Raw genomic sequence first — 25,839 nt, 5'->3', positions numbered from 1 at the left:
TCGGTCAGGATCTTCCTGCAGAAAGATACCGGGCCTGGCCCGGTATGACGGATATCAATGGGTGTCACTTCATCTGTTACTTCGGTCCCGTCCGTGGGAGTGCGCATCAGGCCTGATGCGCGGCAAATTCATTGAGCATGTCGCCCACCAGGGCCAGCCGGGCCTTGGCATCGGCACTGGGAATGGCAAAGCGCAGCTTGCTCGGGCCCTCCATTTTGTAGATGCGCGGCTGACTTTGCAACAGCCCCACCAGATAACCGGGATCCACTCTGGCGTCCTGGCCAAAGCTGATGGTGCCCCCCTGCGGGCCGGCGTCGATCTTCTCAATGCCCAGGGCACTGGCTTTTGCCTTGAGGGCGGAAAGCGCAATCAGGTTTTTGCCCGGCTCCGGCAGCAGGCCAAAGCGGTCGATCAGCTCCACCTGCAGCTCGCGCAGGGCGGCATCGCTGTCGGCGGCGGCAATGCGCTTGTACATGGACAGGCGCATGTTGACGTCGGGAATGTAGTCGTCCGGCAGCAGCGCGGGCAGGCGCAGTTCAATCTCGGTCTGGCTGCCCAGCAGTTTGTCCAGCGCCGGCTCCTTGCCCGACTGCAGCGCCTTCACCGCCTGCTCCAGCATTTCCATATAAAGGCTGAAGCCAATGGCGGTAATCTGGCCGCTCTGCTCGTCGCCGAGCAGTTCGCCGGCGCCACGAATTTCCAGATCGTGGGTGGCCAGGGCAAAGCCGGCGCCCAGATCTTCCAGCGCGGCAATGGCCTCCAGCCGCTTTTTGGCGTCCGTGGTCATGCGCTTGGGGTGGGGGGTCAGCAAATAGGCATAGGCCTGATGATGGGAACGACCCACCCGGCCGCGCAGCTGGTGCAGCTGCGCCAGGCCCAGCTTGTCGGCCCGGTCCATGATAATGGTGTTGGCGCTGGGCACGTCGATGCCGGTTTCAATGATGGTGGAGCACAGCAGCACGTTAAAGCGCTGGTGGTAGAAGTCCGACATCACCTTTTCCAGCTCCCGCTCGCGCATCTGGCCGTGGGCGATGCCAATGCGGGCCTCGGGCACCAGGGTGCGCAGGGCGTCCAGGCTGTTTTCGATGGTCTGCACCTCGTTGTGCAGGTAATAGACCTGACCGCCGCGCTTGAGCTCCCGCAGAATGGCCTCGCGCACCACGGTCGGATCCGACTCGCGCACAAAGGTCTTCACCGCCAGCCGCTTGGCCGGCGGCGTGGCGATAATGGAGAGATCCCGCATGCCGCCCATGGCCATGTTCAGGGTGCGGGGAATGGGGGTGGCGGTGAGGGTGAGAATGTCCACGTCGGCGCGCAGGGCCTTGATCTTGTCCTTCTGGCGCACGCCGAAGCGGTGCTCCTCGTCCACGATCAGCAGGCCCAGATCCTTGAAGCGCACATCCTGGCTCAGCAGCTTGTGAGTGCCGATCACAATATCGATGCTGCCGTCCGCCAGCCCTTCCAGCGCCTTGTCCTGCTCCTTGCCGGTTTTAAAGCGGCTGATCAGCTCCACCTTCACCGGCCAGTTGGCGAAGCGGTCGCGAAAGTTGTCGTAGTGCTGCTGGGCCAGCAAGGTGGTGGGCACCAGCACCGCCACCTGCTTGCCGCCGTGCACCGCCACAAAGGCGGCGCGCATGGCCACTTCGGTCTTGCCAAAGCCCACGTCGCCGCACACCAGCCGGTCCATGGCCCTGGGTTGGGTCATGTCGGTAAGCACGGCGTTGATGGCCTTGAGCTGATCGTCGGTTTCCTCAAAGGGAAAGGCGTCGCAGAACTGGCGGTAGGCGTTCTTGTCGTGGGCAATGGCCTGGCCCGGCTGGGCGGCCCGGCGGGCGTATACGTCCAGCAGCTCGGCGGCCACGTCGCGCACCTTTTCGGCGGCCTTGCGTTTGGCCCTGGCCCAGGCGTCGTTGCCAAGGCGGTTTAAGGTAGGCTCGTCGGCGCCGCTGTAGCGGCCCACCAGATGCAGGGCGGTGACCGGCACATAGAGCCTGTCGCCGCCGGCGTATTCCAGGGTGAGGTATTCCGACTTCATGCCGCCGGCGTCCAGGCTTTGCAGGCCCATGTAGCGGCCCACGCCGTGATCCAGGTGCACTACCGGCTGGCCGATGGACAGCTCCGCCAGGTTGCGGATCAGGGTGTCGGGGCTTAAGCTGGCGGACTTTTCCCGCCGCCGGCGCTGAATGACCCGGCCGCCGAGCAGGTCGCCTTCGCAGATCAGGGCAAATTCCTCGCCCAGCACAAAGCCTTGCGCCAGCGGCCCCACCAGCAAACCGATCTTGTCTTTACTGTTGGCAAAGTCATTCAGGCTGTCCACCGGCGTGAGCCTGAGCGGTGAGCCCGCCAGCAGCTCGGTCAGGGCCTCGCGCCGGCCGGCGCTTTCCACCGAAAACAGCACGCGCCCGGCAAACTGCTGGCAAAAGCCAAGCAGCCGCGCCAGCGGCTCGGTTTTCTGGTGCTCTACTTCCAGCTCGGGCAGGGCCCGCACCGGGGCGTTAACGCGATCGCCCTTTTCCGGCACCGGGCTCTGGCTCAGCTGCAGCCGGGGCCAGCGGTTCAGCTGGTGCATCAGGGCATCAGGCTTTAAATACAGCTCGTCGGGGGCCAGCAGCGGCCGCAGCAGGTCGTGGCGGCGGTCTTCATAGCGCTCGTTCACATCCCGCCAGAAGGCCTGGGCCGCCGGCTCAATATCGCCCACCGCCAGCACCTGCATGTTCTCGGGCAGGGCGTCGAACAGGGTCTGGGTCTGTTCAAAGAACAGTGGGAAATAATATTCAATGCCCGGTGGCAGCTGGCCCTGGCTGACGCGATGGTAGAGCGACTCCGGCTCGTTGCGAAGCTGAAAGCGCTCCCGGTACTGGCCGCGAAAGCGCTCGATGGCGGCGCTGTCGGTGGGAAATTCCCGGGCCGGCAGCAGCCGCACTTCCTTGACCTTGTCCTTTGAGCGCTGGCTGTCCGGGTCAAAGGGGCGCAGGGTGTCGATTTCATCATCGAAAAAGTCGATGCGCACCGGCTCCTCGGCGCCCATGGGGAACAGATCCAGCAATGCGCCCCGGGCGGCGAATTCGCCGTGCTCCAGCACCTGCTCCACCGCGCGGTAGCCGGCCTGCTCCAGGCGCTGGCGCAGATGGTGCAAGTCGAGCCGGTCGCCCACCTTAAGCAACAGGCTGTTCTGCTCCAGCCATGCCCGCGGCGGGGTGCGCAGCATCAGGGTGGTGACCGGCACAATCAGCAGGCCCCGGCTGAGTGCGGGCAGGCCATAGAGGGTTTCCAGCCGCTGGGAGATAATGTCCTGATGGGGCGAGAACTGATCAAAGGGCAGGGTTTCCCAGTCGGGCAGCAGCCGCACCGGCAGGGCGTCGTCGGCCAGCAGGTGGCGCACTTCCTGCTCCAGGCGCAGGGCGGTGGGGGTATCGGGTACCACCAGCAGCACGCGCTGGGATTGTCGTTTAACCTGGCTGGCAATGGCCAGGGCCAGGCTGCTGCCAATCAGGCCGCCCAGGCTGGCCCTGGGCTTGGGAACGGGGCTGGAAATCTCAATCATGAAGCGGGCTTGTCGTTCTGTTGGGCGCGCTGCTCGGCGCGGGCTTTGAGTTGTCTGGCCTGTTGTTGCAGGCTGGCGCGGATCAGGGCGTCCCTGTCCTGCTCGCGAATGGCGGTAAAGTCGCACCGATAGTGGCCAGCTTGTGCCTCGGCATGCACCTCGCCGTAGGCATACACCGCCACCGAGTGCTCGGGCAGAAACAGTTTCACGCGCACCGGCTGGCCATCGGTCATGGGGTGTCGCGATGCAAAGCGAAAGCCACCACCGCCGAGGCTGAGGGTGCGATAGCGGCAGTCCGGGTCGTCCTGGCCGGCCAGCACAAAGCTCAGCACCAGGTCGATTTTGCGGGACTGCTGGTTGATGATCTCCACCAGTTCGGTGGCGTGCTCGTCCAGGTTGCGCAGCAGCCGGGCCTGGTGGGTGTCGATGCGGGTGACTTCGCTGATCAGCCGGAATGGCGCGGGAATATCGGCCTCGAGCGCGGCCACCTCGGGCACGGTTTCATGCTCACCCAGGGGGATCAGGTTCACCTGGGCACTGTATTCCACGCTGAAATAGGGGTCTGCCATGCTGTGCTGCTCTTGTTGCGCCTGTCACAAGCCTTTATTATTCCGCAACTTGCGGGTGACGTAAAACCCTTTGAAAAACGGATGATTATGCCATGTTTCAACCCCTGACGCTGATGCTGGGCCTGCGCTATGCCGGAGCCCGGGGGCGGCGCAGTTTTGCCTCCTTTGTTTCCGGCTTTTCCACCATCGGCATTTTGCTGGGGGTGGCGGCGCTGATGCTGGTGTCATCGGTGATGAACGGCTTTGAACAGCAGCTGAAAAGCCATCTGCTGGGGGTGATCCCTCACGCTCTGGTCACCAATGACGCCCGCCGTCTGAACACCCCCGAGGCAGAGGCGGCGCGCTTTGCCACCGTGCCCGAGGTGGTGGCGAGCAGTCCCTTTATCAGCGCCGAGGCCATGGTGCAGGGGCCGGGGGCATTGACCGGTGCCGAGCTCTACGGCGTTGACCCCGAAAACACGGCCGACCGGTTGCTGGGGGCGCTGGATGTGCAGACCCGGGGCTATTTTCGTGATCTGCCCTACAGCCTGGTGCTGGGCGCCGGGCTGGCCCGGGAGCTGGGGGTGGGCCCCGGCGACAAGGTGAGGGTTACGGTGACCGAGGGCAGCCGCTTTACGCCGCTGGGGCGCGTGCCGAGCCAGCGGCTGTTTACCGTGGTGGGCACCTTTGCCACCGGACAGGACGTGGACCGCCAGGTGGCGCTGGCGCGCCTCGAAGATGCCCGCCGGTTGCTGCGTTACCGGCCCGAGCAGGCCTCGGGACTGCGGCTGTGGCTGAACGACCCTTTTGAACTGGATCGCTTGCCGGCCCTCAATGACGGCCTGACATACGAAACCTGGCAGCACAGCCGGGGCGAGCTGTTTCAGGCGGTGGCCATGGAGAAACGGCTGATGAGCCTGATGCTGGCGCTGATCATTCTGGTGGCGGCCTTTAATATTCTCTCCGCCATGGTGATGGTGGTGACCGACAAGGAAGCCGAAATCGCCATGCTGCAAACCCTGGGCCTGAGCCGCCAGCGTGTGATGACGGTGTTCATGATCCAGGGCGGCTTCAGCGGCGTGCTGGGCAGCCTGCTGGGCTTTGGCCTGGGGCTGCTGCTCACCCTCAATCTGGATGGGGTGCTCAATGCCCTTGGCATCAATTTTTATTCCAGTGCCGGTGGCAGTCAGCTGCCTGTGCTGCTGATCCCCGCCCAGCTTGTGACCATTTTGTTTTCCACCCTTGCCCTGTGTGTGCTGGCCAGCCTGTATCCGGCCTGGCGCGCGTCCCGGGTGCAACCTGCCGAGGCCCTGCGCTATGAGTAACCCGTTGTTGACGGTTGAGAACCTAACCAAAACCCACCGCGACGGCGAACGCTCGGTGAGCATATTGCACGGGGTGAGCCTGACGCTGAACGCCGGCGAGAGCCTGGCGGTGGTGGGCAGCTCGGGCTCGGGCAAGAGCACCCTGCTGCATTTGCTGGGCAGCCTGGACACGCCTACCTCCGGCCGGGTGCTGGTGGAAGGGGAAGATCTGCACCGGCTGCCGGGGCGGGCCCAGGCCCGTTTTCGCAACCAGAAACTGGGTTTCGTGTATCAGTTTCACCATTTGCTGGGAGAGTTCAGCGCCCTGGAAAACGCCGCCATGCCGTTGCTGATCGCCGGTTGTCCGGTGGCCGAAGCCAGGGAGCGGGCAGAAGCGCTGCTGGGCCGAGTGGGGCTGGCGCACCGGCTCGATCATCGTCCGGCCCAGCTGTCCGGCGGTGAGCGTCAGCGGGTGGCCATTGCCCGGGCGCTGGTGAACAACCCCCGGCTGGTGCTGGCGGACGAGCCCACCGGCAACCTGGACGCCCACAGCGCGGCGGACGTGTTTGAGCTGCTGGCGGAATTGCAGCGCGAGCTCGGCACCGGCCTGGTGGTGGTGACCCACGATCTGGCGCTGGCCGCGCGGCTCAATCGTCAGGCCCGGCTGGTGGACGGCCACCTGGAGGAGCAGTAAATGTTTCGGCCGTTACCGGTTTACCTGGGCTGGCGTTTCAGCCGGGCCAGGCGGCGCAACCGCTTTATCTCCTTTATTTCGGTGGCCTCCATTCTTGGTATTGCCATTGGCGTGAGTGCGCTGATCCTGGGGCTGTCCGCCATGAACGGCTTTCAGCGGGAGCTGGAAAACCGCATTTTGTCGGTGTTGCCCCATGGCCAGCTCTATGCCGCCGACGGTCCGGTGGCCAACTGGCAGGGCATGCAATCCAGCCTGGAAGCCGCTCCCGGTGTGCAGGCGGTGGCGCCTTTTGTGCCGCTGGAAGGCCTGTTGAGCCGGGGTTCTACCCTGAAGGGAGTGCAGTTGCAGGGGGTGGACCCCGAACGGGAGATGCGTATTTCGGCGCTGGGGCCTTATCTGGACGGGGGGAGCCTGGACGTGCTCAAACCCGGCGAGCGGGGCATTATTCTGGGGCAGGCCATTGCCGACAAGCTCGGTCTGCGGGCAGGCGATACGGTGTCGCTGCTGTTGCCGTCCCCGGATGAGCAGGGCTTTGGCTCGCCCCGCCGCTACGCCTTTACCCTGGTGGGCGTGTTGCGCCTGGGCGGACAGCTCGATACCCTGCTGGGTTACACCCATATTCGGGACGCCCAGGAGCTGCGCGGCATTGATGACAGCGTAATGGGCTTTCATTTGAAGGTGAATGACGTGTTGCGCGCCGACCGCATCAGCTTTGATGCGGCCATGCCGTTGCCGGCGGGCTTTTACGTGACCAGCTGGATGAACAGTCAGGGCAATATCTACCGGGACATTCAGCTGGTGCGCACCCTGATGATAGTGGTGCTGCTGCTGGTTATGGCGGTGGCCAGCTTCAACATCGTGTCCACCCTGGTGATGGCGGTGAACGAGAAGAAGGGTGACATCGCCATTCTCAAGACCATGGGCGCTGGTCCCTGGCACATTCGTGGCGCCTTTGTGGTGCAGGGCATGCTCAACGGCGTGGTGGGCGTGCTGGCGGGCGGCTTGCTCGGCGCGCTGCTGGCCAGCCGCTTGTCGGCGCTGGTGGCGGGGGTTGAGCGCCTCACCGGCCACCGGGTGCTCAACCCCGAGGTGTATTTTATCGACTTTATTCCCACTGAGTTCCACTGGGGCGATCTCTGGCTGGTGACCGGCTCGGCCCTGGTGCTGATCTTTATCGCCACCCTTTACCCTGCCTGGCGGGCAGGGCGCCTGTTGCCGCGGCAGCTGCTGGGTGAAGCATAAAACATGGCTGGAAGCTATGGCTCTCGCCGTGCGCGCCGGCGCAGCAATGCCAGCTGCACCTTCCAGCGCCAGCCCAGGCGGGTGAGCAGCCAGCCCAGGGCGGCGGATGCCAGCGCCAGCAGCAGGCAGCCGGTGAGCAGGGGCAGGGCCACGGCCAGGGCGTTGTGCTCCAGCGAGAAGGTGGCGGTAAATTCCACCTCCGGGTGCCCCAGCAGCCACAGGCCCAGCCGGTAGGCGAAATAAAACATGGGAGCAATGGTCAGCGGGTTGTTGACCCACACCATGGCGATGGCCAGGGGCAGGTAGCCGCGCATCAGCAGGGCCAGGGCAATGGCCACCAGGGTGTGCATGGGCAGGGGCAGCCAGGCCGCAAACAGGCCGGCGGCCACCGCCACGGCGGCGGAGTGGCGATTGCAAAACCAGTAGTCCGGGTCGAGCAGGCGATCCCCGAACAGGCGCAGGGCCTTGTTATGGCGCAGGGTTTCCTGGCTGGGCAGCCGGCTGCGCACCCACTGGCGTAACATCAGCGGCTCCGGCGTCGGCGCTTCCACTGACGCGACACTGACCAGCGCCACAGGCCGTGAATAAACATGTAACCGGTGGCGGCACTCACCAGGCCCAGCACCAGGCAGCCCAGCAGAAAGGGCGGGCCGGCGGTGCTCATGGCGCCCGCCAGCCAGCTCAGACTGACCTCAAAATGCTTGTAATGGTGGGGCCGGTTCAGCAGAAACGAGCCCAGCCGGTAGGCGAAATAAAACATGGGCGGCATGGTCAGCGGGTTGGTAAACCACACCAGCACCGCCGACAGGGGCAGGTTGACGCGAAACAGCATGGCGCCACAGGCCGCCGCTACCATCTGAAAGGGAATGGGCAGCCAGGCACAGAACAGCCCCACCGCAAAGGCGCCGGCGGCCGAATGGCGGTTCAGGTGCCAGAGGTTGGTGTCGTGCAGCCGGCTGCCAAACAGGCTCAGGTATTTGTGGTTTCTGATGGTGCCGTGTTCGGGCATCAGACGTTTCAGGATCTTTCTTGGCATCTGCTCCAGGTCCGCAATACTTACCGGATGGACAAGCGGCTGTTTTTCTTTTGTGCCGGGGTAACCAGTACCCTGATCTGGCCCTGGTTGCCGGCCCGGGACCCATGGCTGCTGCCGGTGATCATCGGCGTTGTGTGCTGGCGTTCCCGGCCTGCGCTGGCCGGATTCCTGCTGGGGTTTGTCTGGGTATTGTGTTTCAGCCACTGGCATCTGGCCTGGCTTAAAACGCCTGGAATGGGGGAGCGCAGCCAGCTCATCACTGCCAGTGTCGTCGAGGTTCAGCCCCGTCTCGACGGCGCCAGCCGGCTGATTGTCGGTCTGTCGCACCTTGATGGTCAAGCACTTTTGCCCCGGCCCCGTGTTCTGCTGAGCTGGTACGGACCTGAACCGGGGCTGCAAAAGGGAGATTCTTTCAGCGCCATTACTCGCCTTTATCCGCCCCATGCCCTGGTTAATCCCGGCAGTTTCAACAGCGCCCGCTGGCTGCTGGGGCAGGGCATTACCGCCCGGGGCTACATTACCGGCACCCTGACTCATCGGCAGGTGGCTCCCGCCGGCAGGGCGACATTGCTGGCCCGGTTTGACGAAGCCACCCGGGGGCTGGGGGCCCGGCCCTGGCTGCGGGCGCTGGGCTTCGGCGAGCGGGGTGGCCTGAGCCAGCAAGACTGGACCATGTTGCGGGCACTGGGGGTGAGCCATTTGTTTGCCATTTCCGGGTTGCACATCGGCCTGGTGGCGGGCCTGGGGTGGCTGGCGGGAAGGTTCAGCGGCCATCACTGGGCCGGGGTGCTGGCCGCGCTGATACTGGCCTCCGGCTATGCCTGGCTGGCCGGCTTCGGCGTGGCCACCCAGCGCGCCTTGCTGATGCTGGTGTTGTGGCTGGGAGGGCTGTGGTGGGGGCGGTTCTGGAGCGGCCGGCGCATTCTGCTGCTGACCATGACGCTGCTGCTGTTGTTCAATCCCTGGCTGGTGCTGAACCAGGGCTTCTGGCTGTCGGTGCTGGCGGTGGCGGCCCTGCTGTGGCTGGCCGGTGGCCGGGTACGCCCGGGTTTGCTGCGGCTGCAGCTGGGGTTGGGTATGCTGTTGTTGCCCCCCGTGCTGCTGTGGTTTGGAGGGCTCAGCTGGCTGTCGGTGCCGGTGAATCTGGTGCTGATCCCGCTGTTCTCCCTGCTGCTGATCCCTCTGTTGCTGCTGGCCTGCGCCCTGCTGCTGATGGGGCCCGCGGCCGCGGCGCCGGTGTTCTGGCTGCTGAATGCCCTGTTTATGCCGCTGATGACCGCGCTGCACGGACTGGCAGAGCAGTTTTCACCCTGGACCGAGTTGTCGGCCGTGGCTCAGGGGGTGATAGTGCTCGGTCTGCTGCTGCCCCTGTTCATGGCACTGCCTGCGGCCCGTTGGCTGGGGCTGGCCCTGGGCTGGCTGGCGGTCCTGACGCTCTGGCCAGGGCCGGCCTGGCAGGTGCGGGTGCTGGATGTGGGCCAGGGGCTGTCGGTGCTGGTGACCCAGGGCAGCCGGGCGTTGTTGTATGACACCGGCAACCGTTTTCCGTCCGGGTTCAATATGGCGGACGGGGTAATTTTGCCGCTGCTGGCGCGCCTTGGCATCGATGAGCTCGATTATCTGGTGGTGAGTCACGAAGACAGCGATCACAGCGCCAACCGGGATTACCTCGCCACCCGGGTGCCGGTGCGCCACCGCTGGGGGGCCTGGCCCAGGGGTATGCCCTGCCGGGCCGGCCAGCAGCGGCAATGGGGCCGGCTGCGGCTGGAAATGCTGTGGCCGGAGGCCCTCACCGGTCACCGCAATAACGACTCCTGCGTGCTGCGCATTAGCGATGGCCGGCTCTCCGTGCTGCTCACCGGCGATATTGAAGCGAAGGCCGAACAGGCACTGCTGGTGCGCAATGCAGCGCTTGAAGCCGGGTTGCTGCTGAGCCCTCACCATGGCAGCCGCAGCTCGTCGAGTGCGGGCCTGATTGCAGCGGTGGCGCCTCAGTGGGTGGTGCATACCGCCGGCTTTGCCAACCGCTGGGGCTTTCCCGCCCCGGCGGTGGTGGCCCGTTACCGGCGGGCCGGAGCGGAGCAGTTGATCACCGGCGAACAGGGCATGATCCAGCTGGCGGCAAACGGCACCCGCTGGCGCCGGGTGGGCCATGGCCGGCCCGGGCCATGGTATCAGCGGCTGGTGGCCTGGCGTGAAACTGGCGGGACTCCGGCTAAGCCGTTAGAATAGCGCCTCGTTTTTTACGCCAGAGTCTTTATGTCCACAGATGCACACTCCTCATCCTGGCCGGTGCTCAAGCGCCTGCTGGCCTATGTAAAGGAGCGCAAGCTCGGTCTGGTGGCCGCCATTATCGGCATGGCCGGTTACGCCGCCGTTGACACCACCTTTGTGTATTCCATCAAGCCGCTGATCGACGAGGGCCTGACCGGCGACAACCCGGCGGTACTTAAATGGATGCCGTTTTTCGTGGTGGGCATCGTTTTTCTGCGTGGCCTCTGTACCTTTTTGTCGGGTTACTGTATGGCCTGGGTGGGCAACCATGTGGTGATGTCGCTGCAGCAGCAGGTGTTCGACAAGCTGATGGCCATGCCGGTGGCGTTCTTTGACCGGCACAACACCGGTAATCTGTTGTCCAAGGTGACCTACGATGCCTCCCAGGTGTCGTCGGCGGCCAGCTCCACCCTGGTCACCCTGGTGCGGGAAGGCGCCACCGTCATCGGCCTGCTGGGGCTGATGTTCTACCACTCCTGGCAACTGTCGCTGATCTTTTTTGTCATCGGCCCCGTGGTGGGTGTCATGATCGCCGTGATCAGCCGGCGCTTTCGCCGCATCAGCAAGGGCATGCAGGCGGCCATGGGCAACATCACCAGCAGCACAGAGCAGATGCTCAAGGGGCATAAAGAGGTGCTGATGTTCAACGGCCAGCAGGTGGAAAGTGGCCGTTTCTTCAAGGTGAGCAACAAGGTTCGCCAGCAAAACATGAAAATGGTGGCCGCCGACTCCATCGGCACCCCCCTGGTGCAGGTGATCGCTTCCACCGCCCTGGCCATTCTGCTCTATGTGGCCAGCTTCGACGGCATTCAGGAGGCCCTGACCCCGGGCACCTTTACCGTGATCGTCACCTCCATGATGATGTTGATGCGCCCGCTCAAGAGCCTGACCCAGATCAACGGCCCCTACCAGCGCGGCATTGCCGCCTGCCAGAGCCTGTTTGAACTGCTCGACAGCGACGCCGAGCCCGATAACGGCACCCGCCCCCTGGAGCGGGCCAAGGGCCATATCGAGTTCGATCAGGTGACCTTCCGCTACCCCACCAAGGAAACGCCGGCGCTGAAGGACGTAAGCTTCAGTCTGGAGCCGGGCAAGACCATCGCCCTGGTGGGCCGTTCCGGCTCGGGCAAGAGCACCATTGCCAGCCTGCTGACCCGTTTCTACGACATTAACGAGGGCGAAATCCGCCTCGACGGCGTGAATATTCAGGATTACAGGCTGAGCGATCTGCGTCGTCAGTTCGCCCTGGTGTCCCAGCATGTGCACCTGTTCAACGACACCATTGCCAACAACATCGCCTACGCCGCCCAAGGGCAATACAGCCGCAAGCAGATCGAGGCGGCGGCCAGGGTGGCCTATGCCGATGAGTTCATCAGCAAGCTGGAGCAGGGCTACGACACCGTGATCGGCGAAAACGGCGCCAGCCTGTCCGGCGGCCAGCGTCAGCGCATCGCCATTGCCCGGGCGCTGCTGCGTAACGCCCCGCTGCTGATCCTGGACGAAGCCACTTCGGCGCTGGATACCGAGTCGGAGCGGCATATTCAGGCGGCGCTGGACGAGCTGCGCAAGGACAGAACCGCTCTGGTGATCGCCCACCGGCTGTCCACCATCGAAAACGCCGACGAAATCCTGGTGATTGACGAAGGCCGCATTGTGGAGCGGGGTAACCATGCCGAGCTGATGGCTCGTCAGGGTGCCTATGCCCAGCTTCGCTCCATTCAGTTCGGCGAGCACTGATGCAGGCCTGGTACCGGGGCGCGAGCTGGCTGTGGCTGCTGTGGCCACTCAGCCTGCTGTTCGGGCTGGCAAGCGCTCTGCGCCGCCGGCTGTTTGCTCTTGGGCTCAGGCGTGCCTGGCGGGCGCCGGTGCCGGTGATGGTAGTGGGCAATCTCACCGTGGGCGGCAACGGTAAAACGCCCCTGGTGATCTGGCTGGTGGAGTGGCTGCGGAAACAGGGTTATAACCCGGGCGTGATCAGCCGGGGTTATGGCGGCAACAGCGAGCACTATCCGCTGGTGCTCAATGAGGCCACCTCCGCCAAGCAGGCCGGCGACGAGCCGGTACTGATTTACAAGCGCACCGGCTGCCCGGTGGTGGTGGGGCCGAAGCGGGCCGAGGCCGCCGCCAAGCTGGCCGGCCTGGGGGTGAATGTCATCGTCAGCGATGACGGCCTGCAGCATTATGCGCTGGCGCGCGATATCGAGCTGGTGGTGGTGGACGGCAAGCGCCGCTTTGGCAATGGCCGGTTGCTGCCCATGGGACCGCTGCGCGAAGGAAAATGGCGCCTCGCCACCGTGGATGCGGTGATCAACAACGGCGGCCCCGGTGAAGCCGGTGAATTTGCCATGACCCTGGCACCCGGCGCGCTGCGCCCGGTGAGCAGCGAGGGTGAGGCGCCCGTGCCGGGAACCAGAGTGCATGCCCTGGCCGGCATTGGCCATCCGCCCCGTTTCTTTACCACCCTGGCCGAGCAGGGCTTTATACTGGACCGGCAGCTGGCGCTGGCCGACCACCAGGCGGTGGCTCCGGCGCAGCTGGCGGGGCTGGCCGATGCGCCCCTGCTGATCACCGAAAAGGACGCGGTCAAGTGGCCCGGTGGCCACCCCGATTGCTGGTATTTGCCGGTGAATGCGTGCCTGCCAACCGAATTTGAACATCTGTTGCTTAACCGACTGAAGGAGCTGAATCATGGCGATTGACGCCAAGCTGGTGGAAATCATTGCCTGCCCGGTGTGCAAGGGCAAGCTGCAACTGGACCGGGAGCACAACGAGCTTGTCTGTCGCTTTGACCGTCTGGCCTATCCCATCACCGAAAACATTCCGGTGCTGCTGGAAAACCGGGCGCGCAAGCTGGATCTGGACGAGCTGCAGGGATGAGCTTTATCGTCGTGATCCCCGCCCGTATGCAGTCCACCCGGCTGCCGGGCAAGCCCCTGGCCGACATTCACGGCAAGCCCATGATCCAGCACGTGGCCGAGCAGGCGCTGAAAAGCGGAGCACACAGAGTGGTGGTGGCCACCGATGACGAACGCATCAGGGCGGCCCTGGCCGGCTGTGATGTAGAGGTCTGCCTCACCGGCAGTCACCACGAGTCGGGCACCGAGCGGCTGGCGGAGGTGGTGGAGCAGCTGCAACTGGCGCCCGACGACATCGTAGTGAATGTGCAGGGCGACGAGCCCCTGCTGCCGCCGGCGCTGGTGGATCAGGTGGCCGGCCTGCTGGCCGCCAGCGATGCGCCCATGGCCACGCTGGCCACGCCACTGCTGCATGCCGAAGAGCTGACCGATCCCAATGTGGTCAAGGTGGTGCACAGCCTGCATGGCAAGGCGCTGTATTTCAGCCGCGCCCCCATTCCCTTTGACCGGGATGGCACCGCCGAGGGTACGCCCGGTCTGGATCACTGCCTGCGCCACATTGGCATCTATGCTTACCGGGCGGGCTTTATTTGCCGCTACGTGGCGCTGCCCGCCGGTCCGCTGGAGCGGCTGGAGAAACTGGAGCAGTTGCGGGTGCTGTGGCACGGCGAAAGCATTGCCCTTGGCGTGGCCCGGCAAGTGCCGCCGGCGGGGGTGGATACCCCGGCGGATCTGGAGGCGGTGCGCAGATATCTGGCGAAAGACTGAGCCGGCGAGCTTGCTTCGCTGACAAAATTAACTGCAAAAAAAAAGTTTAGCGGGTACATTGCCCGGTAAATGGGTGGTGCGGCCACCCACAACGGAAACGTTTGAGGAAAAGTATGATTACCCTGGGTGAATACATCGTAAAGACACAGTCCGAATACCCCAGCGCCACCGGTGAGCTGACCTCGCTGCTGTCGTCCATTCGTCGCGCGGCCAAGATCGTGAACCGGGAAATCAACCGGGCCGGTCTGGTCACCGACATTATCGGTGGCAGCAACGGCAGCGAAAATGTGCAGGGGGAAGTGCAGCAAAAGCTGGATGTGTTCGCCAACGACAAGTTCAAGGCGGCCCTGGAAGCCCGGGGCGAAGTGTGCGGCATTGCCTCGGAAGAGGAAGACTACTTCGTCTGTTTCGACAGCGCCAAGCGCAGCGATGCCAAATATGTGGTGCTGATGGATCCGCTCGACGGCTCCTCCAATATCGACGTGAACGTGTCTGTGGGCACCATTTTCTCCATTTACCGCCGTGTCAGCGAGCCGGGCACGCCCGTGGTGATGGAAGACTTCCTGCAGCCGGGGGTGAACCAGGTGGCCGCCGGCTACGTGGTGTACGGCTCCTCCACCATGCTGGTGTACACCACCGGCAACGGTGTGCACGGCTTTACCTATGATCCGTCGCTGGGCTCCTTCTGCCTGTCCCACGAGAACATTCGCATTCCCGAAGAGGGCAAAATCTACTCCATCAACGAGGGCAACTACATCAAGTTCCCCGAGGGGGTGAAGAAGTACCTCAAGTACTGCCAGGAGCAGGACGAAAACACCAGGCGTCCCTATACCTCCCGCTATATCGGCTCGCTGGTGTCGGACTTCCACCGTAACATGCTCAAGGGCGGCATCTATATCTATCCGTCCGGCACCAATGCTCCCAACGGCAAGCTGCGCCTGCTGTACGAGTGCAACCCGCTGGCGTTCCTGGCCGAGCAGGCCGGCGGCAAGGCCAGTGACGGCTTTCGGCGCATTATGGAAATCAAGCCCACCGAGCTGCACCAGCGTACGCCCTATTTTGTGGGCTCCACCGCCATGGTGGAGAAGGCCGAACGCTTTATGGCCGAGTATTCCAAACCGGCCGGCGAGTGATCGCACCGGCAACAAAAAGGCGCTTCGGCGCCTTTTTTGTTTGCGCGCCCCCATGTGGCTGATGGATGGGGGGGGGCGTATATGGGCAGCAGCCACAAAAAAGGCCGGCATATGCCGGCCTTGGTGCAGGGTAATACGGTGTTACTTGTCGGCAACCTGAGTTTTGAACTCGCGCTCGGCGGCGCCGGTGTACAGTTGGCGCGGACGGCCGATCTTCTGCTTGGGATCGGACATCATTTCGTTCCAGTGCGACATCCAGCCCACGGTACGGGCCAGGGCGAAGATCACGGTGAACATGCTGGTGGGAATGCCGATGGCCTTCAGAATGATACCGGAGTAGAAGTCCACGTTCGGATACAGCTTGCGCTCCACGAAGTATTCGTCGGACAGCGCAATGCGTTCCAGCTCCATGGCCACGTCCAGCAGCGGATCCTCGATCTTGAGATCGTCCAGCACTTCGTGACAGGTTTCGCGCATCACCTTGGCGCGCGGATCGAAGTTCTTGTAAACCCGGTGACCGAAGCCCATCAGGCGGAAGGGATCGTCCTTGTCCTTGGCGCGTTCGATAAATTCGGGAATGCGGTCCACCGAGCCGATTTCTTCCAGCATCAGCAGGCAGGCCTCGTTGGCGCCGCCGTGGGCCGGTCCCCACAGGGAAGCGATGCCGGCCGCGATGCAGGCAAACGGGTTGGCGCCGCTGGAGCCGGCCAGACGCACGGTAGAGGTGGAGGCGTTCTGCTCATGATCCGCATGCAGGGTAAAGATGCGGTCCATGGCTTTTTCCACCACCGGGTTGACCTTGTAGTCTTCGCAGGGCACGGCAAACATCATTTGCAGGAAGTTGCCGGCGTAGCTCAGGTCGTTGCGCGGATACACGAACGGCTGACCCACGGAATATTTATAGGCCATGGCGGCGATGGTCGGCATTTTGGCGATCAGGCGCTGGGCGGCCAGTTCGCGGTGCACCGGATCATTGATGTCCATGGGGTCGTGATAGAAGGCCGACAGGCCGGCGATCACACCACACACAATGGCCATGGGGTGAGCGTCGCGGCGGTAGCCCTTAAAGAAGGAAGACAGCTGCTCGTGCACCATGGTATGGCGCATGATATCGCGTCTGAACTGCTCATATTGCTTGGCAGTGGGAGCCTCGCCGTACAGCAGCAGGTAGCATACTTCCAGGTAGCTGGCATCCTGGGCCAGTTGCTCGATGGGGTAGCCGCGGTGCAGCAGGATCCCCTTGTCACCGTCGATGTAGGTGATCTCGGACTGACAGGAAGCCGTCGCCAGGAAACCGGGGTCGTAGGTGAAGTAGCCGTGTGAGCCGAGAGAACTGATATCGATCACATCGTAGCCAGCGGTGCCGGAGGCGATAGGAAGTTCAACGGGTTCCTTGCCGGGCAGATGCAGAGTGGCCTTTTGGTCAGCCATAGCACGTCTCCTTTGCTTTTATAATTAGGTCCACGAGTAAGCGCATTTTTACACAGAAAAACTGAATATCTCAGCATTTTCTCTTCTCATGGTGCCGGCATATTGAAAACAAAGCAGGGGGTAATGTCAATTTTACTCGCAGCCAGCAACAGGCCGTTAACGCCGTTGTGCGATCGGCTTTACAGAATTCGCAATTGATTCAGGTGCTTCGTTGTATTTGTTGATTCCCTCCTTATACTGGCTTTCCGAGGGTATAGGACGCAGTTGTGGCCATGCCGCGGTCGTACTGCCGGTGCTGACTCTGACCTTGCAGGCAGAAACAGCCCACGCAGCTTGTTCTCGGTCATGCTCACAGTCCAAATATCCGGGTAAAGTCTGTCAAAACAATAACTAACGTGCTCCATGGAGCTAGTGGGCAAGACCGTGACTAAAAAACAGAGACCTGTAAACCTCGACCTACGGACTATTCGCCAGCCCGTCGCCGCCATCTCATCCATCCTGCACCGGGTTTCCGGCGTGATCACCCTGTTCGCGCTGGCCATCCTGCTGTGGCTGCTCAGTGAATCCCTGTCTTCCGAGCAGGGCTTCAATGCCGTGGTGGAGATTCTGGATGGCTTCTTTGTCGGCTTCATCCTCTGGGGTGTGCTGACCGCTCTGGCCTATCACATTGTAGGCGGCATTCGCCACCTCATCATGGATCTGGGCTATTGCGAAGAGATTGAATCGGGCGCCCTGAGTGCCAAGGTGGCATTCGGTGTGACCATTGTTCTGTCACTGCTGGCGGGGGTACTGGTATGGTAAGTAATTCTGCAACTTTCGGCCGCAGCGGCGTGCACGATTTCCTGCTGCTGCGCGCAACGGCTGTCATTCTGACCCTGTACACCCTGTATCTGGTCGGCTTTATCGCCTTTAACGACATCACCTTCGAGGTGTGGACCGGCTTTTTTGACCGCACCTTTACCAAGGTGTTTACGCTGCTGGCCTTGTTCAGCGTGCTGATGCACGGCTGGATCGGCGCCTGGCAGGTGCTGTCCGATTACGTCAAGCCGGCACTGTGGCGCGGCCTGGCCCAGTTTGGTGTGGTGGTATTGCTGTTGTCCTATCTGCTGACCGGTATCGTTGTTTTGTGGGGTGTATAAGGTGACTATTGCTATTCGAGAATTCGACGCCGTGGTGATCGGCGCCGGCGGTGCCGGTATGCGCGCCGCCCTTCAGATTGCTGAATCGGGCAAGAGCTGTGCGCTGCTGTCCAAGGTATTTCCGACCCGTTCCCATACCGTGTCTGCCCAGGGCGGCATCACGGTGGCGCTGGGCAATGCCCACGACGATAACTGGGAATGGCACATGTACGACACCGTCAAGGGCTCCGACTACATCGGTGACCAGGATGCCATTGAATTTATGTGTCAGACCGGCCCCGAGGCCATCCTCGAGCTGGAAAAAATGGGCCTGCCGTTCTCCCGCTTCGACAACGGCAAGGTGTATCAGCGCCCCTTCGGCGGCCAGTCCAAGGCCTTCGGCGGCGAGCAGGCGGCCCGTACTGCGGCGGCGTCCGACCGCACCGGCCATGCCCTGCTGCACACCCTGTATCAGCAGAACGTCAAGCACAAAACCACCGTGTTTTCCGAGTGGTACGCGCTGGATCTGGTGAAGAACCAGGATGGTGACGTGGTGGGCTGTACCGCCATCGACATCGAAACCGGCGAAGTGGTTTACTTCAAGGCCAAGGCCACCATTCTGGCCACCGGCGGTGCCGGTCGTATCTTCCAGTCCACCACCAACGCCCACATCAACACCGGCGACGGTGTCGGCATGGCGCTGCGCGCCGGCGTGCCGGTGCAGGACATGGAAATGTGGCAGTTCCACCCCACCGGCATCGCCGGCGCCGGCGTGCTGGTGACCGAAGGCTGCCGGGGCGAGGGCGGTTACCTGCTGAACAAGGACGGCGAGCGCTTTATGGAGCGTTACGCGCCCAACGCCAAGGATCTGGCCGGCCGTGACGTGGTGGCCCGTTCCATGATGATCGAAATCCGCGAAGGCCGCGGCTGCGATGGTCCCTGGGGCCCGCACATCAAGCTGAAGCTGGATCACCTGGGCAAGGAAGTGCTGGAAAGCCGTCTGCCCGGTATCTGCGAGCTGTCCCGCACCTTTGCCCACGTGGATCCGGTAAAAGAGCCGATTCCGGTGATTCCGACCTGTCACTACATGATGGGCGGCATTCCCACCAACGTACACGGTCAGGCCCTGAAGCAGGACGCCAACGGTAACGACGTGCCGGTGAAAGGTCTGTTCGCCGTGGGCGAAATCGCCTGTGTGTCGGTACACGGCGCCAACCGCCTGGGCGGCAACTCGCTGCTCGACCTGGTGGTGTTCGGCCGTGCCGTGGGTCGTCATCTGACCGAAGCTCTCAACGAGCTGGGTGACAGCCGCGCCGCATCCGAGTCCGATCTGGACGAGTCCCTGTCCCGCTACAACCGCTGGGAAAGTACCCGTTCCGGCGAAGACCCGGTGCAGATCAAGAAAGACCTGCAGCGCTGCATGCAGAACAACTTCTCGGTATTCCGGGAAGGGGATGCCATGGCGGCCGGTCTGGCTGAACTCAAGGAAATCCGCGAGCGCCTGAAGTCGGCCCGTCTGGATGATACCAGCCGCGACTTCAATACTCAGCGCATCGAGTGCCTGGAACTCGACAACCTGATGGAAACCGCCTACGCCACCGCCGTGGCCGCGAACTTCCGCACCGAAAGCCGTGGTGCCCACACCCGTTTCGACTTCCCCGACCGGGATGACGAAAACTGGCTGTGCCACTCGTTGTACAACCCCGAGACCGAGTCCATGAGCCGCCGTGAGGTGAACATGGCGCCCAAGACTCGTGATGCCTTCCCGCCGAAAGTGCGGACCTACTAAGGGGAGGGAGTGAAGATGCAAGTAACCATTTCCGTATATCGCTACAATCCGGAAACCGACGCCAAGCCCTACATGAAGGACTACCGGCTCGAGATTGCCGAAGGCTCCGACATGATGGTGCTCGACGCCCTGCTGCAGCTGAAAGAGCAGGAGCCGAGCCTGGCGTTCCGTCGCTCCTGCCGCGAAGGCGTGTGCGGCTCCGACGGCCTGAACATGAACGGCAAGAACGGCCTGGCCTGTATCACCCCGCTGTCCGATCTGCTGGGCAAGGACAACAAGGTTGTCATTCGCCCGTTGCCGGGCCTGCCGGTGGTGCGCGACCTGGTGGTCGACATGACCCAGTTCTACACCCAGTGGGAGAAGGTCAAGCCCTTCCTCATTGCCGACGACAAACAGCCGCCGGCGCGTGAGCGCCTGCAGTCTCCGGAAGAGCGGGCCAAACTGGATGGACTGTATGAGTGCATTCTGTGTGCCTGCTGCTCCACCTCCTGCCCGTCCTTCTGGTGGAATCCGGACAAGTTCATCGGCCCGGCCGGCCTGCTGGCCGCCTACCGCTGGCTGATCGACAGCCGCGATACCGCCACCGATGAGCGCTTGTCCAACCTGGATGACGCTTTCAGCGTATTCCGCTGTCACGGCATCATGAACTGCGTGAACGTGTGTCCCAAGGGCCTGAACCCCACCAAGGCCATTGGCAACATCAAGTCCATGCTGCTGAAACGGGCAGTATAAACGTCCCAAATAACAAGCTGCCGCCCGCAAGGGCGGCATTGACTCGACGACCAGAACGACAGTAGCCCTGTCGCGAAGTGACAAAGGGATAAAGATGCACAATGGCGTAATGCAAGCCTGGCTGGAATCTTCTCACCTTGCCGGTGCCAATGCGACCTATGTAGAAGACTTGTACGAGGCCTATCTGGCCGATCCCGACTCCGTGTCCGAAGAGTGGCGCGCCGTGTTCGACGGCCTGCCATCCGCCGAAGCCCCGGTGCAGGATCAGCCTCACTCTCAGGTGAGAGACTATTTTCGTCGCCTCGCCAAAGATACCTCCCGCTATGCCACCCCGGTCAGTGATCCCCACACCGACGCCAAGCAAGTCAAGGTTCTGCAACTGATCAACGCCTACCGTTTCCGGGGCCATCAGAATGCCAACCTGGATCCGCTGAACCTGTGGAACCGCGAGCCGGTGGCCGAGCTGGATCCGGCCTTTCACAACCTGACCGGCGCCGATCTCGACGCCACCTTCAATGTGGGCTCCTATGCCATCGGCAGCGAGACCATGAAGCTGAAGGACCTGGTGGCCGCGCTGAAAAAAACCTATTGCGGCTCCGTGGGCGCGGAATACATGCACATCACCAGCACCCGGGAAAAACGCTGGATTCAGAGCCGCCTCGAGCCGGTGGTGGGCGCGCCCAAATACACCGACGAAGACAAGGTGCGCTTCCTCGACAGCCTCACCGCCGCCGAAGGCCTGGAAAAATACCTGGGCGCCAAATTCCCGGGCGCCAAGCGTTTCTCCCTGGAAGGGGGCGATGCGCTGATCCCCATGACCAAGGAGCTCATTCGTCGCTTTGGTGAAAAGGGCGGCCGTGAAGTGGTGATCGGCATGGCCCACCGGGGACGTCTGAACATGCTGGTCAACGTGCTGGGCAAGCGTCCGCAAGACCTGTTCGACGCCTTTGCCGGCAAGTACGACACCCAGAGCTCCGGCGACGTGAAATACCACATGGGCTTCAGCTCCGATTTCGACACTCCGGGCGGCCCCGTTCACCTGGCGCTGGCGTTCAACCCGTCGCACCTGGAAATCGTCAACCCGGTGGTCATCGGCTCGGTGCGTGCCCGTATGGATCGCCTCGACAACCCGGATGGCCGTCAGGTGCTGCCGGTGACCATTCATGGCGACTCGGCCTTTGCCGGTCAGGGCGTGGTGGCGGAAACCTTCAACATGTCGCTGACCCGGGGCTACGGGGTGGGCGGCACCGTGCGTATCGTGATCAACAACCAGGTGGGCTTTACCACCTCCAATCCGCGCGATACCCGCTCCACCGAATACTGCACCGACATCGCCAAAATGGTGCAGGCGCCGATCTTCCATGTGAATGCCGACGATCCGGAAGCCGTGGTGCAGGTGACTCAGCTGGCGCTGGATTTCCGCAACGAATTCGGTCGCGACGTGGTGATCGATCTGGTGTGCTACCGCCGCCACGGTCACAACGAGGCCGACGAGCCGAGTGCCACCCAGCCGTTGATGTACCAGAAGATCAAGAAGCACCCCACACCGCGCAAGATCTATGCCGACAAGCTGATTGAAAACGGCACCGTATCGGCAGAGCAGGTCACCACCATGATCAACGAATACCGGGATGCGCTGGATCACGGTGAGTGTGTGGTCAAGGAATGGCGGCCGATGCAGAAGCATTCGGTAGACTGGTCTCCCTATCTGGGACACGAGTGGGACATGCCCTACGACTCCACCTACGATCTTGAGAAACTCAAGGATCTTGGTCAGCGACTGGTGCGCTATCCGGAAACCCATACTCTGCAGCGTCAGGTGGCCAAGATTTACGAAGACCGCAAGCTGATGGCCCGGGGCGAGAAGCTGGTGGACTGGGGCTTTGCCGAAACCCTGGCCTACGCCACCCTGTGTGACAACGGTTATGAAGTGCGCCTCACCGGCCAGGACTCCGGCCGGGGCACCTTCTTCCACCGTCATGCGGTGCTGCACAACCAGAACGATGCCAGCGTGTATACCCCGCTGTGCTATCTGTCGGAGAACCAGGGCCAGTTTCAGGTGTACGACTCGGTGCTGAGCGAAGAGGCGGTCATGGCCTTTGAATACGGCTATGCCACCGCCGAGCCGGTGGGTCTCACCATCTGGGAAGCCCAGTTCGGTGACTTCGCCAACGGTGCCCAGGTGGTGATTGACCAGTTCCTCAGCTCCGGTGAGCAGAAGTGGGGCCGTATGTGCGGCCTGACCCTGCTGCTGCCCCATGGCTACGAAGGGCAGGGCCCCGAGCATTCCAGCGCCCGTCTGGAGCGTTACCTGCAGCTGTGCGCCGAGCACAACATGCAGGTGTGCGTGCCCACCACCCCGGCCCAGGTGTTCCACATGCTGCGTCGCCAGGTGCTGCGCCCCATGCGTCGTCCGCTGGTGGTGATGACGCCCAAGTCGCTGCTGCGCCATCCGCTGGCGGTGTCCGAGCTGGAAACCCTGGCCAACGGCACATTCCAGAACGCCATCGGCGAAATAGATGATCTGGATCCCAAAGGCGTCAAGCGCGTGATTCTTTGTGCCGGCAAGGTGTATTACGATTTGCTCGAAGCGCGTCGCAAGAATGAACAGACCGATGTGGCCATCATTCGAATCGAACAACTGTACCCCTTCCCGCAGGAGGAAGTGGCCGCGATTCTGGCCGATTACCAGCACGTGACCGACTTTGTCTGGTGCCAGGAAGAGCCGCAGAACCAGGGCGCCTGGTATTGCAGCCAGCACCATTTCCGGGCCGCCATTCCGGAAGGCGCCAAACTGAGCTATGCCGGTCGCGAGGCCTCGGCGTCTCCGGCGGTGGGTTACACCTCGGTTCACTTACAACAACAAAAGGCGTTGGTGGAAGATGCACTGACGCTGACCAAAGCATAATGCACTAAGGACATATTGATGAGCATCGAAATCAAGGTTCCCGACCTCCCCGAATCCGTTGCCGACGCCACCATCGCCACCTGGCACAAACAGCCCGGCGACAGCGTAGAGCGCGACGAAGTGATCGTCGATATTGAAACCGACAAGGTGGTACTGGAAGTGCCGGCCCCCGAGGCCGGTATTCTGGAAGCCATCATGGAAGACGCCGGTGCCACCGTGCTGGGTCAGCAGGTGATCGGCAAGCTTAAGCAGGGTGCCAAGGCCGGCGAGGAAACCAAGGACAAGCCCGCCAGCAATGGTGAAGCCAAGGCCGACGCCGCTGCCGACAGCGACGATCTGAGCCCGGCGGTACGTCGCCTGGTGGCCGAGCACAACATCGACGTGAGCAAGCTGTCCGGCTCCGGCAAGGGCGGCCGCATCACCAAGGAAGACGTGGAAGCCTTCATCAAGGGCGCCGGTCAGGCCAAGACCGCCGACAAGCCGGCCGCCGCCAAGACCGAGCTGCCGCTGGTAGCGCCGGGCGAGCGTGACCAGAAGCGCGTGCCCATGACCCGCCTGCGCAAGCGTGTGGCCGAGCGTCTGCTGGAAGCCAAGAACACCACCGCCATGCTGACCACCTTCAACGAGGTCAACATGAAGCCGATCATGGATCTGCGCAAGCAGTACCAGGACATCTTCGAGAAGCGCCACGGCATTCGTCTGGGCTTCATGTCCTTCTATGTGAAGGCGGTAGTGGAGTCGCTCAAGCGCTTCCCGGAAGTGAATGCCTCCATTGACGGTGACGATATCGTTTACCACAACTATTTCGACGTCAGCATCGCCGTGTCCACCCCCCGTGGCCTGGTGACCCCGGTACTGCGCGACTGTGATCGCCTGAGCCTGGCCGACATCGAGAAGGGCATCAAGGAGCTGGCCATCAAGGGCCGTGACGGCAAGCTGACCGTGGACGAGCTGTCCGGCGGCAACTTCACCATCACCAACGGCGGTGTGTTCGGATCCTTGATGTCCACGCCCATCATCAACCCGCCGCAGAGTGCCATTCTGGGTATGCACAAGATCCAGGACCGCCCCATGGCGGTGGATGGCAAGGTGGAAATTCTGCCGATGATGTACCTGGCGCTGTCTTACGATCACCGTCTGATCGACGGCCGCGAGTCGGTGAGCTTCCTGGTCTCCATCAAGGAACTGCTGGAAGATCCGACCCGTCTGCTGCTGGACGTGTAAGTCAACAATAACAAGAGGGCGGACCGGTTCCGCCCCATGCCCTGAACCCAACAACAACGGAAACACAACATGAATTTGCATGAATATCAGGCAAAACAGCTGTTCGCCGAATACGGTCTGCCCGTGTCCGAAGGCTACGCATGTGACAACCCGCAGGAAGCGGTAGAAGCGGCCAGCAAAATCGGCGGCGACATGTGGGTGGTAAAATGTCAGGTCCACGCCGGTGGCCGTGGCAAGGCAGGCGGCGTAAAGCTGGCCAAGAGCAAGGAAGAAATCCGCGAGTTTGCGGAAAACTGGCTGGGCAAGAACCTGGTGACCTACCAGACCGATGCCAAGGGACAGCCGGTGGCCAAAATCCTGGTGGAGTCGTGCACCGACATCGCCAAGGAACTTTACCTGGGTGCGGTCGTGGACCGTGGTACCCGTCGTGTGGTGTTCATGGCATCAACCGAAGGCGGTGTGGAAATAGAAAAGGTGGCCGAAGAGACCCCCGAACTGATCCACAAGGCTGCCATCGATCCTCTGGTGGGCCCGCAGCCCTACCAGGGGCGTGAACTGGCCTTCAAACTGGGCCTGAAAGGCGACCAGATCAAGCAGTTCACCAAAATTTTCCTCGGTCTGGGACAGATGTTCCTGGACTACGATTTCGCCCTGCTCGAAATCAACCCCCTGGTGATCACCGAGGCCGGCAACCTGCACTGCCTGGACGGCAAGATCAACATCGACTCCAACGCCCTCTACCGTCAGCCCAAGCTGCGCGAGATGCACGATCCGTCCCAGGACGACGCCCGTGAAGCCCACGCCGCCAAGTGGGAACTGAACTACGTGGCGCTGGACGGCAACATCGGCTGCATGGTCAACGGTGCCGGTCTGGCCATGGGTACCATGGACATCGTCAACCTGCACGGCGGCTCTCCCGCCAACTTCCTGGACGTGGGCGGCGGCGCCACCAAGGAACGGGTCACCGAAGCGTTCAAGATCATTCTCTCCGACAGCAATGTGAAAGCGGTGCTGGTGAACATCTTCGGCGGCATCGTGCGTTGCGACATGATCGCCGAAGGTATTATCGGTGCGGTGAAGGAAGTAGGCGTGAAAGTCCCGGTGGTGGTGCGCCTGGAAGGCAACAATGCCGAAGCCGGCACCGCCAAGCTGGCCGAGTCCGGCCTTAACATCATCGCCGCCACCAGCCTGACCGACGCCGCCGTTCAGGTCGTTAACGCCGCACAGGGGAAATAACAG

At 62.6% G+C, this 25,839-nt stretch carries 21 protein-coding genes; 16 read left to right on the top strand and 5 right to left on the bottom strand.

The genetic code is table 11. The annotated features are described in order from the left end of the window. Positions 1–106: 106 nt before the first annotated feature. Together mfd and PU634_RS08420 are read right to left on the bottom strand one after the other, a co-directional pair. Positions 107–3,544, bottom strand: coding sequence for a transcription-repair coupling factor (mfd, locus tag PU634_RS08425; RefSeq protein ID WP_306763607.1), 3,438 nt, complete (start codon positions 3,542–3,544; stop codon positions 107–109). Beyond that, entirely contained in the window at positions 3,541–4,113 is a 573-nt protein-coding gene (locus PU634_RS08420; protein ID WP_306763606.1) for a PilZ domain-containing protein, read from the bottom strand. Before PU634_RS08420 ends, mfd begins: the two co-directional genes overlap by 4 nt. A gap of 92 nt (positions 4,114–4,205) precedes the next feature. Here PU634_RS08420 and PU634_RS08415 point away from each other — a divergent pair, with 92 nt between their 5' ends. Genes PU634_RS08415 through lolE form a run of 3 tightly spaced genes read left to right on the top strand, consistent with a single transcriptional unit; the run spans position 4,206 to position 7,332 of the window. Continuing rightward, entirely contained in the window at positions 4,206–5,417 is a 1,212-nt protein-coding gene (locus PU634_RS08415; protein WP_306763605.1) for a lipoprotein-releasing ABC transporter permease subunit, read from the top strand. Further along, on the top strand, positions 5,410–6,090 hold the full coding sequence (lolD, locus tag PU634_RS08410) for a lipoprotein-releasing ABC transporter ATP-binding protein LolD (protein WP_306763604.1): 681 nt from the start codon (positions 5,410–5,412) through the stop codon (positions 6,088–6,090). Before PU634_RS08415 ends, lolD begins: the two co-directional genes overlap by 8 nt. Then, positions 6,091–7,332, top strand: coding sequence for a lipoprotein-releasing ABC transporter permease subunit LolE (lolE, locus tag PU634_RS08405; protein WP_306763603.1), 1,242 nt, complete (start codon positions 6,091–6,093; stop codon positions 7,330–7,332). A gap of 14 nt (positions 7,333–7,346) precedes the next feature. Here the strand turns inward: lolE and PU634_RS08400 are convergent, their stop codons facing one another. Then, the gene (locus PU634_RS08400) at positions 7,347–7,856 is read right to left on the bottom strand and encodes a DUF2062 domain-containing protein (protein ID WP_306763602.1); all 510 of its coding nucleotides are present in this window, start codon (positions 7,854–7,856) and stop codon (positions 7,347–7,349) included. Next, positions 7,856–8,368 carry a DUF2062 domain-containing protein gene (locus PU634_RS08395; RefSeq protein ID WP_306763601.1) on the bottom strand — a complete coding sequence of 171 codons (513 nt, stop codon included), beginning with the start codon at positions 8,366–8,368 and terminating at the stop codon, positions 7,856–7,858. Before PU634_RS08395 ends, PU634_RS08400 begins: the two co-directional genes overlap by 1 nt. Positions 8,369–8,395: 27 nt before the next feature. Here PU634_RS08395 and PU634_RS08390 point away from each other — a divergent pair, with 27 nt between their 5' ends. The 6 genes from PU634_RS08390 (at position 8,396) to fbp (ending at position 15,398) form a co-directional block, all read left to right on the top strand. Continuing rightward, complete coding sequence (locus tag PU634_RS08390; RefSeq protein WP_306763600.1) at positions 8,396–10,600, top strand: DNA internalization-related competence protein ComEC/Rec2; 2,205 nt, start codon at positions 8,396–8,398, stop codon at positions 10,598–10,600. A 27-nt stretch (positions 10,601–10,627) separates the two neighbouring features. Then, a complete protein-coding gene (gene msbA / locus PU634_RS08385) occupies positions 10,628–12,379 on the top strand; it encodes a lipid A ABC transporter ATP-binding protein/permease MsbA (RefSeq protein ID WP_306763599.1) in 1,752 nt (583 codons plus the stop codon). Next, complete coding sequence (gene lpxK, locus PU634_RS08380; RefSeq protein ID WP_306763598.1) at positions 12,379–13,341, top strand: tetraacyldisaccharide 4'-kinase; 963 nt, start codon at positions 12,379–12,381, stop codon at positions 13,339–13,341. The genes msbA and lpxK overlap by 1 nt, the downstream gene beginning before the upstream one ends. Beyond that, on the top strand, positions 13,331–13,519 hold the full coding sequence (locus PU634_RS08375; protein WP_306763597.1) for a Trm112 family protein: 189 nt from the start codon (positions 13,331–13,333) through the stop codon (positions 13,517–13,519). The genes lpxK and PU634_RS08375 overlap by 11 nt, the downstream gene beginning before the upstream one ends. Continuing rightward, positions 13,516–14,265: a 3-deoxy-manno-octulosonate cytidylyltransferase gene (gene kdsB, locus PU634_RS08370; protein ID WP_306763596.1), complete on the top strand. Its 750-nt coding sequence runs from the start codon at positions 13,516–13,518 to the stop codon at positions 14,263–14,265. Before PU634_RS08375 ends, kdsB begins: the two co-directional genes overlap by 4 nt. A 113-nt stretch (positions 14,266–14,378) precedes the next feature. Next, positions 14,379–15,398, top strand: a complete 1,020-nt coding sequence (gene fbp, locus PU634_RS08365) for a class 1 fructose-bisphosphatase (protein WP_306763595.1) — start codon at positions 14,379–14,381, stop codon at positions 15,396–15,398. A 141-nt stretch (positions 15,399–15,539) separates the two neighbouring features. Here fbp and PU634_RS08360 read toward each other — a convergent pair whose 3' ends face one another. Further along, positions 15,540–16,829, bottom strand: coding sequence for a citrate synthase (locus PU634_RS08360; RefSeq protein ID WP_306763594.1), 1,290 nt, complete (start codon positions 16,827–16,829; stop codon positions 15,540–15,542). 411 nt (positions 16,830–17,240) lie between these two features. Here PU634_RS08360 and sdhC point away from each other — a divergent pair, with 411 nt between their 5' ends. The 7 genes from sdhC to sucC all read left to right on the top strand — a co-directional run bounded on the left by sdhC (position 17,241) and on the right by sucC (position 25,836). Further along, the gene (sdhC, locus tag PU634_RS08355; RefSeq protein ID WP_371319640.1) at positions 17,241–17,630 is read left to right on the top strand and encodes a succinate dehydrogenase cytochrome b556 subunit; all 390 of its coding nucleotides are present in this window, start codon (positions 17,241–17,243) and stop codon (positions 17,628–17,630) included. Beyond that, positions 17,624–17,968: a succinate dehydrogenase, hydrophobic membrane anchor protein gene (sdhD, locus tag PU634_RS08350; protein WP_306763592.1), complete on the top strand. Its 345-nt coding sequence runs from the start codon at positions 17,624–17,626 to the stop codon at positions 17,966–17,968. Before sdhC ends, sdhD begins: the two co-directional genes overlap by 7 nt. 1 nt (position 17,969) lies before the next feature. Beyond that, positions 17,970–19,736 (top strand): succinate dehydrogenase flavoprotein subunit, encoded by a 1,767-nt coding sequence (gene sdhA, locus PU634_RS08345; protein ID WP_306763591.1) that lies wholly within the window; start codon positions 17,970–17,972, stop codon positions 19,734–19,736. A 15-nt stretch (positions 19,737–19,751) separates the two neighbouring features. Then, positions 19,752–20,468, top strand: coding sequence for a succinate dehydrogenase iron-sulfur subunit (locus PU634_RS08340; protein ID WP_306763590.1), 717 nt, complete (start codon positions 19,752–19,754; stop codon positions 20,466–20,468). 94 nt (positions 20,469–20,562) lie between these two features. Then, a complete protein-coding gene (gene sucA, locus PU634_RS08335) occupies positions 20,563–23,376 on the top strand; it encodes a 2-oxoglutarate dehydrogenase E1 component (RefSeq protein WP_306763589.1) in 2,814 nt (937 codons plus the stop codon). 18 nt (positions 23,377–23,394) lie between these two features. Then, positions 23,395–24,600 (top strand): 2-oxoglutarate dehydrogenase complex dihydrolipoyllysine-residue succinyltransferase, encoded by a 1,206-nt coding sequence (odhB, locus tag PU634_RS08330; RefSeq protein ID WP_306763588.1) that lies wholly within the window; start codon positions 23,395–23,397, stop codon positions 24,598–24,600. Positions 24,601–24,669: 69 nt separating this feature from the next. Continuing rightward, on the top strand, positions 24,670–25,836 hold the full coding sequence (sucC, locus tag PU634_RS08325) for an ADP-forming succinate--CoA ligase subunit beta (protein WP_306763587.1): 1,167 nt from the start codon (positions 24,670–24,672) through the stop codon (positions 25,834–25,836). Positions 25,837–25,839: the final 3 nt, after the last annotated feature.

This window comes from Oceanimonas pelagia (assembly GCF_030849025.1).
In the GTDB taxonomy this organism is placed as follows: domain Bacteria; phylum Pseudomonadota; class Gammaproteobacteria; order Enterobacterales; family Aeromonadaceae; genus Oceanimonas; species Oceanimonas pelagia.
Note: the sequence above shows the minus strand (reverse complement) of the source record. Positions and strands in the feature narration are given on the sequence as shown.

Bases quoted from the DNA above. Each gene is read 5' to 3' on its own strand.
- mfd (WP_306763607.1), bottom strand. From the start codon at position 3,544: ATGATTGAGATTTCCAGCCCCGTTCCCAAGCCCAGGGCCAGCCTGGGC.
- PU634_RS08420 (WP_306763606.1), bottom strand. From the start codon at position 4,113: ATGGCAGACCCCTATTTCAGCGTGGAATACAGTGCCCAGGTGAACCTG.
- PU634_RS08415 (WP_306763605.1), top strand. From the start codon at position 4,206: ATGTTTCAACCCCTGACGCTGATGCTGGGCCTGCGCTATGCCGGAGCC.
- lolD (WP_306763604.1), top strand. From the start codon at position 5,410: ATGAGTAACCCGTTGTTGACGGTTGAGAACCTAACCAAAACCCACCGC.
- lolE (WP_306763603.1), top strand. From the start codon at position 6,091: ATGTTTCGGCCGTTACCGGTTTACCTGGGCTGGCGTTTCAGCCGGGCC.
- PU634_RS08400 (WP_306763602.1), bottom strand. From the start codon at position 7,856: ATGTTACGCCAGTGGGTGCGCAGCCGGCTGCCCAGCCAGGAAACCCTG.
- PU634_RS08395 (WP_306763601.1), bottom strand. From the start codon at position 8,368: ATGCCAAGAAAGATCCTGAAACGTCTGATGCCCGAACACGGCACCATC.
- PU634_RS08390 (WP_306763600.1), top strand. From the start codon at position 8,396: ATGGACAAGCGGCTGTTTTTCTTTTGTGCCGGGGTAACCAGTACCCTG.
- msbA (WP_306763599.1), top strand. From the start codon at position 10,628: ATGTCCACAGATGCACACTCCTCATCCTGGCCGGTGCTCAAGCGCCTG.
- lpxK (WP_306763598.1), top strand. From the start codon at position 12,379: ATGCAGGCCTGGTACCGGGGCGCGAGCTGGCTGTGGCTGCTGTGGCCA.
- PU634_RS08375 (WP_306763597.1), top strand. From the start codon at position 13,331: ATGGCGATTGACGCCAAGCTGGTGGAAATCATTGCCTGCCCGGTGTGC.
- kdsB (WP_306763596.1), top strand. From the start codon at position 13,516: ATGAGCTTTATCGTCGTGATCCCCGCCCGTATGCAGTCCACCCGGCTG.
- fbp (WP_306763595.1), top strand. From the start codon at position 14,379: ATGATTACCCTGGGTGAATACATCGTAAAGACACAGTCCGAATACCCC.
- PU634_RS08360 (WP_306763594.1), bottom strand. From the start codon at position 16,829: ATGGCTGACCAAAAGGCCACTCTGCATCTGCCCGGCAAGGAACCCGTT.
- sdhD (WP_306763592.1), top strand. From the start codon at position 17,624: ATGGTAAGTAATTCTGCAACTTTCGGCCGCAGCGGCGTGCACGATTTC.
- PU634_RS08340 (WP_306763590.1), top strand. From the start codon at position 19,752: ATGCAAGTAACCATTTCCGTATATCGCTACAATCCGGAAACCGACGCC.
- sucA (WP_306763589.1), top strand. From the start codon at position 20,563: ATGCACAATGGCGTAATGCAAGCCTGGCTGGAATCTTCTCACCTTGCC.
- odhB (WP_306763588.1), top strand. From the start codon at position 23,395: ATGAGCATCGAAATCAAGGTTCCCGACCTCCCCGAATCCGTTGCCGAC.
- sucC (WP_306763587.1), top strand. From the start codon at position 24,670: ATGAATTTGCATGAATATCAGGCAAAACAGCTGTTCGCCGAATACGGT.